At 58.9% G+C, this 9,385-nt stretch carries 9 protein-coding genes and 1 tRNA gene; 3 read left to right on the top strand and 7 right to left on the bottom strand.

The features are described from left to right. The 6 genes from B3V69_RS06090 to B3V69_RS06065 form a co-directional block, all read right to left on the bottom strand. The coding region (locus tag B3V69_RS06090) for a 50S ribosomal protein L25/general stress protein Ctc (protein ID WP_296444754.1) at positions 1-680 on the bottom strand (680 nt) is incomplete at its 3' end. Positions 681-781: 101 nt separating this feature from the next. Next, positions 782-1,759 carry a ribose-phosphate pyrophosphokinase gene (locus tag B3V69_RS06085; protein ID WP_296444753.1) on the bottom strand — a complete coding sequence of 326 codons (978 nt, stop codon included), beginning with the start codon at positions 1,757-1,759 and terminating at the stop codon, positions 782-784. 89 nt (positions 1,760-1,848) lie between these two features. Next, a tRNA-Gln gene (locus B3V69_RS06080) sits at positions 1,849-1,925 on the bottom strand. 44 nt (positions 1,926-1,969) lie between these two features. Further along, positions 1,970-2,815: a 4-(cytidine 5'-diphospho)-2-C-methyl-D-erythritol kinase gene (gene ispE, locus B3V69_RS06075; protein ID WP_296444751.1), complete on the bottom strand. Its 846-nt coding sequence runs from the start codon at positions 2,813-2,815 to the stop codon at positions 1,970-1,972. Then, entirely contained in the window at positions 2,812-3,285 is a 474-nt protein-coding gene (locus tag B3V69_RS06070; protein WP_296444748.1) for a lipoprotein insertase outer membrane protein LolB, read from the bottom strand. The genes ispE and B3V69_RS06070 overlap by 4 nt, the downstream gene beginning before the upstream one ends. A gap of 23 nt (positions 3,286-3,308) precedes the next feature. Beyond that, positions 3,309-5,063 (bottom strand): tetratricopeptide repeat protein, encoded by a 1,755-nt coding sequence (locus tag B3V69_RS06065; protein WP_296444746.1) that lies wholly within the window; start codon positions 5,061-5,063, stop codon positions 3,309-3,311. Between the two features lie 20 nt (positions 5,064-5,083). Between B3V69_RS06065 and mutM the strand changes: the two genes are divergently transcribed. From mutM to mutY, 3 genes are read left to right on the top strand one after another with little or no spacing between them, the layout of a single operon-like run. After that, positions 5,084-5,899 carry a bifunctional DNA-formamidopyrimidine glycosylase/DNA-(apurinic or apyrimidinic site) lyase gene (gene mutM / locus B3V69_RS06060; RefSeq protein WP_296444744.1) on the top strand — a complete coding sequence of 272 codons (816 nt, stop codon included), beginning with the start codon at positions 5,084-5,086 and terminating at the stop codon, positions 5,897-5,899. A 49-nt stretch (positions 5,900-5,948) separates the two neighbouring features. After that, positions 5,949-7,910 carry a dynamin family protein gene (locus B3V69_RS06055; protein WP_296444742.1) on the top strand — a complete coding sequence of 654 codons (1,962 nt, stop codon included), beginning with the start codon at positions 5,949-5,951 and terminating at the stop codon, positions 7,908-7,910. 23 nt (positions 7,911-7,933) lie between these two features. Further along, a complete protein-coding gene (gene mutY / locus B3V69_RS06050) occupies positions 7,934-8,962 on the top strand; it encodes an A/G-specific adenine glycosylase (RefSeq protein WP_296444740.1) in 1,029 nt (342 codons plus the stop codon). 44 nt (positions 8,963-9,006) lie between these two features. Here mutY and B3V69_RS06045 read toward each other — a convergent pair. Further along, the coding region (locus B3V69_RS06045) for a RapZ C-terminal domain-containing protein (protein WP_296444738.1) at positions 9,007-9,385 on the bottom strand (379 nt) is incomplete at its 5' end.

Here is a 9,385-nt window from a genome sequence, read left to right as displayed (position 1 = left end):
GCCGGGGCTTTGGCAGCAGCCGGGGCTTTCGCTGCGGGTGCGGCCTTGCCGGCTGCCTTGCCGGCGGCTGCAGGTGCAGCGGCGGCGCCAGCTTCTGGTGCGGCGACGACTTCGGCACCGGCTACAGCCACCACGGACACGAGGACCGGGTTTTTGTTGCCACCGTGCGGAACAGCGGTCACGCCCTTGGGCAGGGTGATGTCGGCCAAGTGCAGCGAAGCACCTTTCTTCAGGCCACTCAAATCCACCGCGATGAATTCGGGCAAGTCCGCAGGCAGACACAGCACTTCAATTTCTGTGATCACGTGATTGGCGATGCAACCTTCCGACTTGATCGCGGGCGAATTTTCATCGCCGCTGTAGTGCAGAGGCACCTTCATGTGCAGTTTGGTGGTGGCATCGACGCGCTGGAAGTCAATGTGCAGGATGAGCTGCTTGAACGGGTGCATTTGCACGTCACGCAGCAAGACCTTGTTGTCTTTGCCGTCAATTTCCATGTCCAGAACGGTGGCGTGGAAAGCTTCCTTTTTCAAGGCATGCCAGAGGGCGTTGTGATCGATTTCGATCTGCAGAGGTGCCACTGCACCACCATAGACGATACCGGGCGTGCGACCGGTGATGCGGAGACGGCGGCTCGCACCCGTGCCCTGCTTGGCGCGCTCAAAAGCGACGAATTTCATAGTATTCACTCCTGGAAGAGTCCACCGCGACCAGTGTGACTCCGATTTTAAAAAGGCTCAAAGCACGTGATTGCACGCGCCCGAGCCCACTTTTGTCCGGATCAGAAAAGATTTTCCTGATCCGAGAACAAACTCATCACGGACTCGCCCTTGGCAATGCGCTGGATCGTCTCTGCGATCAGCGGTGCCACGGACAGTTGCCGAATTTTCTGGCAGTTGGCCGCCGCCTGGCTCAGCGGGATGGTGTTCGTGACCACCACCTCATCGAGTGTGCTGCCGCTGGTGATGCGTTCAATGGCGGGACCCGAAAAAATAGGGTGCGTGCAATACGCATACACCTTTTTAGCGCCGCGTTCTTTCAGGACCTCAGCGGCTTTGACCAGGGTGCCGGCGGTGTCGATCATGTCGTCCATGATGACGCAGTTGCGTCCGTCGATTTCACCGATGACGTGCATCACCTCGCTCACATTGGCTTTGGGACGACGCTTGTCGATGATGGCCAGGTCGCAGTTGAGCTGCTTGGCCAGGGCGCGCGCGCGCACCACGCCACCCACATCGGGTGACACCACAATCAGGTCTTCATAGTTCTTCTGGCGCAGATCGCCCAACAGCACGGGGGAGGCATAAATGTTGTCGACTGGGATGTCAAAAAATCCCTGGATCTGGTCCGCATGCAAATCCATGGTCAGCACGCGGGCCACACCGACGGCTTGCAGCATGTTGGCCACCACCTTGGCGGTAATCGGCACCCGGCTGGACCGCGGACGACGGTCTTGCCGCGCGTAGCCGAAATAGGGAATCACGGCGCTGATGCGCTCTGCGGACGCGCGCTTGAGGGCGTCCACCATGATGAGCAATTCCATCAGGTTTTCATTGGTCGGTGCGCACGTGGACTGAACCACAAAGACGTCGCGGGCCCGCACGTTTTGATTGATTTCGACGGTCACTTCACCATCGGAGAAACGGCCAACCGTCGCGGCCCCCAGCTCAATACCTAGATGGGTGGCAATTTCTGCCGCCATGCCAGGATTGGCATTGCCGGTAAAAACCATGAAATCAGGGGGGTGGGGAGCCTGCATGCGTATTCCAGCGGTTGAGTAACTTTTGCGCCTGTGCGTTCAGCGTGTGGCACGTACAAACAAGTGTGAAGTACGTGCTACAAAATATTTGGCAGGGGAAGAAGGATTCGAACCTTCGCATGCTGGAATCAAAATCCAGTGCCTTAACCAACTTGGCGACTCCCCTACACGGGTCGGCGGCTACAAGCCACCAACCGATAATTATCCAGATCAACTGCCGCTGGCTGCCCAATCCACCAAGGGATGAACAGCCAAACTGTTACACAACTTGACCTGAAACGCGCTCGGCGCGCTACCCACGTCAATGGGGTGCAACACTTGTGCAAACACCGCGCTTCCAGAGCCTGTCATCCGACCATTGAGCCCACGCGAAGCAAGCCATTCAAGGGCTTGGGTCACGCCAGGACAATGTCTTTGGGCAACACTCTGCAAGTCGTTACGGCCAAAACCGAATGCGTCTGCAGCGAAGCCTGAAATTATAGCAGTTTCACTGTCTCTTTTTAGCGATGAGTCCGAGAAAATCAGTCGGGTCTCCAGTCCCTCGGCTGGCTTGACCACTAAAAAACGGCCTGGTGGCAGGGCAATAGGGCTTATTTTTTCACCGATGCCTTCGATCCAGGCGTTGTGTCCGCCCAGGAAAAATGGCACATCCGAGCCCAGTAGAAGTCCGAGCTGTGTGAGTTTTTCCAGCGAATAGTCGAGTTTCCACAGACGGTTCAGTGCCAGCAGTGTTGACGCCGCGTCGGACGAACCGCCGCCCATGCCGGCTTGCGCGGGAATGCGTTTTTCAATGCCGATGTGAACCCCGAACGGGCTGCCGCTGGCGGTCTTCAGGGCACGTGCCGCGCGCACGATCAGGTCGTCCGCTGGCAGAGGTGTAGTCAGGTCTTCGCGACTGATTTGTCCATCCGCGCGAAGGTCGAAGTGCAGCGTGTCGCACCAGTCGATCAGCATGAAAACGGATTGCAGCAGGTGATAGCCGTCGCTTCTGCGGCCCGTAATGTGGAGAAACAGGTTGAGCTTGGCCGGGGCCGAAATGTCGTAAAGCGACTTCACTTTTCAATCACCAGGCGGATTTCCGCCAGCGGGGCGGGTTGTGTGCGTCGGGCCGTGATTCGGCCATTGGCCTGTTGTGACAGGTCGGCGCTCCAGCCCGCCACATTCATGTTGTCACCCGCCAGCCAGGCGAAGAGTGCCACGACGGGTATCTCGGTGCCGACCGCCTGCTTGATCAAGGCGTTGAGCGAGTCGAAATAGCGCACATCGCCGTTGCTGCGCATGAGTGCGGTTTGCGAAGACCAGGAAAGTGCGGCGGCGGTGCTGCCCAGCGGTGTAAACAGAGTCAACTCGCCGGCCTGGGCGTTGCCGGTTAGCTCAAATCCGGCGGTAAAGGACTGCGGCTGGTCGGACTCGACCCGCACCGCCAGGCGCCCGCGCCAGAGCGAAACTTCAGACTGATTTGAGATGCTGGCCCTCGTCGGGACTGCGCAACCTGCTATGAATAAAGAAGCAAAAAGAATTGCCACGCAGGCCGATTTCACGCACTGCCTCACAGCTTGACACGCAGGCGTTTGAGCATTTCCAGCAAGGTCTCATTCTCACCATTGATTTGCGCACCTTCTTTCCAGATGCTGATCGCCTCATCACGCCGACCCATGTTCCACAAGACCTCGCCCAGATGCGCTGCAATTTCCGCATCCGGCTTGGCTTTGAAGGCGCCTTGAAGAATGCGCAGTGCTTCAGCCATATTGCCGCTGCGGAATTCAACCCAGCCCAGACTGTCGGAAATGAACGGGTCACCTGGCGCATATTCCAGCGCCTTCAAAATGAGTTGCCTGGCCTCCGGCAATCGGGTGTTGCGTTCCGCCAGCGAGTAGCCCAGCGCGTTATAAGCATGCTGGTACTCGGGCTTGCCTGCGATCACTCTGCGCAGCAGGCGTTCCATTTCCTCAAGATTCCCCAGCTTCTCGGCCATCATGGCCTGGTCGTAGACAAGGTCAAAATCGTTGGGGTTGCGCGTCGTGGCTTCGGCGAGCAGGTCATAGGCTCCCTTGTATTGTTTGCTGTCACGCAACAACTGGACTTCAGCGGTGACTTTCAGACGCGCGTCCGCCGCGGACTTCTCGGGCTGACTGCGAATCAGTTTGCGTGCTTCTTCGAGTTTGCCCTGCCGGGCCAAAATGCTGGCCCGTCGAAGCTGGGCATTGAGCAAGTCGCCCTTGCTGTCAATGCGCTTGAGCCACGTGTCGGCCTCCACAAAATCTTTTCTTTGCTCGGCAATTTGGGCTAGAGAGAGATAAGCCTGCACCAGCCCACGGCCCGTTTCTGCGTGAGATGCGCCCGTGCGCTTGGCCAGCGCCAGCTCCACATAGTGCTTGAGAGAGCGCTCGGCGATAGCGGGCTTGCCATCCTCCAGTTCGAGTGCTCCCCGTATCAGCCAGCCTTTTGGATAGTCGGGTTTTTCAGCGGTGATGATCTGCAGCTGGGCCGCCGCTTCAGCGTAGCGTTGCGCCTCCAGCAAAGCGCGGGCGTACTCCATTCGCACTTCGGCCAATGGCTTGCCTTCGAGATATTTTTTGACGATGGCCTCGGCTTGAGGCACCTTGGGGCTCATCATGGACAAGGCCAGCAGGGCGGGCGCTTCCGATTTGACGTCCATGGCCTGCGCCTTGCGGGCCGCATCCACCGCTGCGCTGACGTCGCCCGCCTCAAAACGCATGCGCCCGATGACGGTCCAGGCGGCAAGGCCGACCTTCGGCACCGTCAGATAAGCTGTCAGCGCCTGCTCTACCGTCGTAGCCACCAGTTTTTTGTCGATCGCGCGTGCAAAATAGCGCGGAAGGGATGCGACGGTGGCGGCGCGGTCTTTGGGATCGGTTGCTGCTATCTCGCGTTTGAGAGGTTCCAGTACCTCGCCGAGACGGTTCAGACCAATCAATATCTGCAAGACGTATCGATTGGCTTCTCTCGACGCTGGCAGGGCCTGTTTCCAGGCGCGGGCTGCCAGCAAAGCCGAGTCGCCTGAGCGCGCCTGTAACGCGATCTCGACCGCGCGTTGGTATAGCCTGGGGTCATTCGTTTTTCGCGCCGCATCAAGAATCAGCGAGTAAGCGGCGCCGGGTTCCCCTTCCCGGGCATCGAGTTCTCCCAGCAAAAGCTGATAAAAAAGCTCACTGTCCAGGGCTGAACTGATGGGGGTGGCCACTTTGTTATCGGGCGTTTGGGCGTTCGCGGTCAGCGCAAAAACAAACACGACAAGGAGGGAAAAACGGTTAAAGCATGACATCGGACCATAATAATCCATGCCAGCCCATTTTTTTTACCATGCCCGAATTACCCGAAGTTGAAGTCACGCGATTGAGTTTTGCCAACGCCATCGCGGGCGCGAAAGTGCTGTCAGTGCGCATGGGAAAAGCACTGCGATGGCCGCTGGGGTGTTCTGTGGACCAATTGGCGGGGCGTTCGGTGCTGGCCGTGCGCAGACGCGGCAAATATTTGCTGATTGATCTTGATCGGGGCTTGCTGCTGCTGCATTTGGGGATGTCCGGGAGCTTGAGTTTTGCCAGGCAGAGGGCACCCGCTGGCACCCATGACCATTTTGAAATGGTGACCACCCACGGCACGCTCAAACTCAACGATCCACGCCGATTTGGGGCGGTGGTCTACGCAGACAGTCAGGACGCTCCCGAGGCGCGCAAGCTGTTGGGAAAACTTGGCATGGAGCCCTTGTCAACTGATTTTGATGTAACCCAGTTCCATGCCGGATTGAAGCGCCGAAAAGCGGCCGTCAAGCAGGTCTTGCTGGCGGGTGATGTGGTGGTGGGCGTGGGCAATATTTACGCCTCGGAGGCGCTTTTCATGGCGGGCATCAGACCGACCCTGAGCGCCACGCGTTTGAGCCGGGCACGCGTCGCCCGGCTTCACGCCGCGATCCAGGACGTGCTGGCGCGCGCGGTGGCAAAGGGCGGCAGCACGTTGCGGGACTTCTCCAGCGCCAGCGGTGAAGCTGGCTATTTTCAGCTCGATGCCATGGTTTACGGACGGGCAGGGCAGCCCTGCCGGGTGTGCGGGACACCCATCAAGTCCTTGCGACAAGGTCAGCGTTCGACGTTTTACTGTCTTCATTGCCAGAAATCCTAGACGCCGCTGCGCGACGCAGTGCTATATTGAAAGATTGCGCGGAGGAAATTTGGGTACTTCATTCAACGAGAAGTTTGATCAACACGGTACGTGGCGGCGTGAGTTTGCCCTTCGTCTGAAGTTGCTGGCCGAGTGGATGAGAGATCACGAACTGCTGGACGCGGCCGTTGAAGAGCGCTTGCGACGTCTGGAAGTCCGGGTGCGCGCCGATAAAGTCATGGTCGCTTTTGTGGCGGAGTTTTCCCGCGGAAAATCCGAGTTGATCAACGCCATTTTTTTCGCCGGCTATGGTCGGCGCATCATGCCCGCCAGTGCCGGGCGAACGACGATGTGCCCGACCGAAATGGGGTACGAGCCGGACGTTCCGCCTTGCCTGCGACTCTTGCCGATTGAGACACGCAGGAAGCCTCAGTCCTTGATGGAATGGCGCATGGTGCCCGAGAAATGGACCCGCATTGATCTGGATGTGAACGATCCCAAGCAGTTGTCGACGGCGCTTGAAAAGGTGGTTGAAACACGGCGCGTGACGCAGGACGAGGCCAGCGCACTGGGTTTCTGGCAGGCTGAAATGCCGGAAGACAATCCGACGGTAGACGCACAAGGTCTGGTGGAAGTGCCCAGATGGCGTCATGCCCTGATCAATATTGCCCATCCCTTGTTGAAGCAGGGGCTGGTGATTCTGGATACCCCGGGACTGAACGCCATCGGTGCCGAGCCGGAACTCACCGTCAGCCTGATCCCGCAGGCGCATGCCGTTGTTTTTATTCTCGGGGCTGACACCGGCGTGACCAAGTCAGATCTCTCCATCTGGCGCGAGCATCTGACCACGAGCGCGGATGACACGAGCACCAGGCTGGTGGTTCTCAACAAGATTGACACCTTGTGGGATGCCCTCAGTTCCCCGGCCCAGATACAGCTGCAAATTGAGCGCCAGTGCGCGTCCACGGCCGAAATCCTGGGTATCCCCCAACAACAGGTCATTCCGGTATCAGCGCAAAAAGGGCTGGTGGCCAAAGTGACGGATGATTTGGCCTTGCTGGAACAGAGTTGCTTGCCCGCGCTTGAAGAGGCCCTGAGTCAGGGCATCATGGGCCAGCGACAGCAAATGCTGGGCGCGGCGGTGGCCAGCGGTATTTCAGAGTTGCGCACCGAAGCTGGCCGTGTCATCAACATTCGTCGACGCGATCTGATGGAACAGATGATGGAGCTCAAGGGTCTTCAGGGCAAAAATTCCGCTGTGATCAAGAACATGCGTTCCCGAATTTCGCAGGAGCAGGTCGAGTTTGATCTGGGCGGGGCGAAAATTCATGCGGTGCGCTCGGTGCATATGAAATTGCTTCGTGAAGTGTTCAGTGTTCTGGGTCCGACAGCGCTTAAGACGGAGATGGCGCAACTGACGTCGGTTTTGCAACAAAAAGGCCTTAAGCTCGGCGTCAAGCGAGCCTATGGCGAAACTTTTGGCCGTCTGCGCGAGAGCCTGCGGCAGGTTCAATCCATCAGTGCGGAAATTCAGTCGATGCTGGCGGCGACTTTCCGGCAATTGAATGCCGAGCACGGCTTTTCATTGCAGGCGCCGAGCGAGCCGTCCATGACGGGGTATCTGCACGATCTTGACCTGGTTGAGCGCAGCCATCTCCAGTATCTGGGCATTGGCAACGCCTTCAGGCTGGCGCAGCCCGAGTTTTCGGATCGGCTGGTTCGCGCACTGTCTACCCGCCTTCGAACCATCCATGAAACGGCGCTGGGTGACATCGAGTTGTGGAGCAAATCAGCCGCGGCGCAACTGGATGCCCAGTTGCGCGAGCGCCGCCGCAACTTTGGCCGACGTCTGGAAGCGATAGACCGCATACAACAGGCGGCCGGTGGCCTGGATGACCGGATTGGCGAAATACAGGTCCGTGAGGACGCCTTGCACGCACTGGATGCCAAGTTGTTAGAGTTGACCGACTATCTGGTGACGGCGTCAGACCCGTTTCGTCCCACGCTGGCTCACACCTTTGAACTGGTTTGAAAAAAAGCGCTGATGAGGTGGGGATGACATTTTCGACCCAGGTGGTGCACTGGCAGAAGACCCATGGGCGCAACGACTTGCCGTGGCAGAACACGCGCGATCCCTACCGGGTTTGGCTGTCTGAAGTCATGCTGCAGCAGACGCAGGTGACGACCGTCCTGGATTATTTTCCACGCTTTCTGGCGCGTTTCCCCAACGTCGGCTCGCTGGCTGCGGCAGCGCTTGATGACGTGCTGGGTTTGTGGAGTGGCCTGGGTTACTACAGCCGCGCCCGCAACCTCCATTTGTGCGCTGTTGAGGTGATGGGTTTGCATGGCGGCGCTTTTCCGAAGACGGCGCAATTGCTCCAGACATTGCCGGGCATCGGCCGTTCCACGGCGGCGGCCATTGCCTCCCTTTGTTTTGGCGAGCGGGTCGCTATTCTGGACGGCAATGTCAAGCGTGTGCTAACCCGCGTGCTGGGCTTTGATGCCGACTTGGGCGTCGCGGCCAACGAGAGAGGGTTGTGGGACGAAGCTTCACGCTTGCTGCCCTCATCCGATCTGCATCACGCCATGCCGCGCTATACGCAAGGCGTGATGGATTTGGGTGCGACGGTCTGTACGGCAAAAAAACCAAACTGCGGGGTCTGCCCGGTAGCAAAGTCCTGTGTCGCCAGGGGTCTGGGTCAGCCCGAGCGCTACCCCGTGAAAACGCGCAAACTCAAGCGCAGTTCACAGTCGATCTGGTTGCTGTGGGCGCAGGCCGCAGACGCTTCCGTGTGGCTGAGCAAACGGCCGGCCCCTGGTGTCTGGGCCGGGCTCTACTGCTTCCCTTTGTTCGACAAGCGCGAGGCGCTGGAAACTGCGGTTCCCGCGCGCTACCGCTCAGCGCTGCAAGATACGCCCGCTTTTACCCACGTATTGACCCACAAAGACCTGTATTTGCATCCGGTGCGGGCCCGATTACCGACCTCCGCCATGGCGCGCTCGGAAGGGGCGTGGGTCGCGGCCGATGAATGGCCCGGCGTGGGCTTGCCGGCGCCGGTCAGGAAATTGCTGGCCCTGGGCTGACAAGCCAGGGGCAGTGCATGAAACGCGGGACACTGGATGCCAGATCAGATGGCCTCGAGTTCCCGGTGCCGCTTCAGCGTGACCCACTTGTTCCCGAAAAGCTGAACCAGTTGTTCCACCAGATAAACCGAGCGGTGTTGCCCGCCGGTGCAGCCAATGGCCACCGTGACGTAGCTGCGGTGATCGCGTGCCAGCGCATCCAGCCAGAAATTCAAAAACTTCTGGATGTGCTCCAGCATTTGAACGACGTCTGCCTGCTCCTTTAAAAAGTCCGCGACTGGCGCGTCCTGGCCCGTCAGATGACGAAGCTCGGGTTCATAGTGCGGGTTCGGCAGCATGCGCACATCGAACACAAAATCGGCGTCGCCCGGAACGCCGCGTTTGAAGGCAAACGATTCGAACACCAGTGTCATCTGCTCACCG

This window comes from Rhodoferax sp. UBA5149 (assembly GCF_002413825.1).
Classification (GTDB): Bacteria; Pseudomonadota; Gammaproteobacteria; order Burkholderiales; family Burkholderiaceae_C; genus Rhodoferax.
The sequence above is the reverse complement of the archived record's forward strand: the minus strand, read 5'-3'. Positions and strand labels throughout refer to the sequence as shown.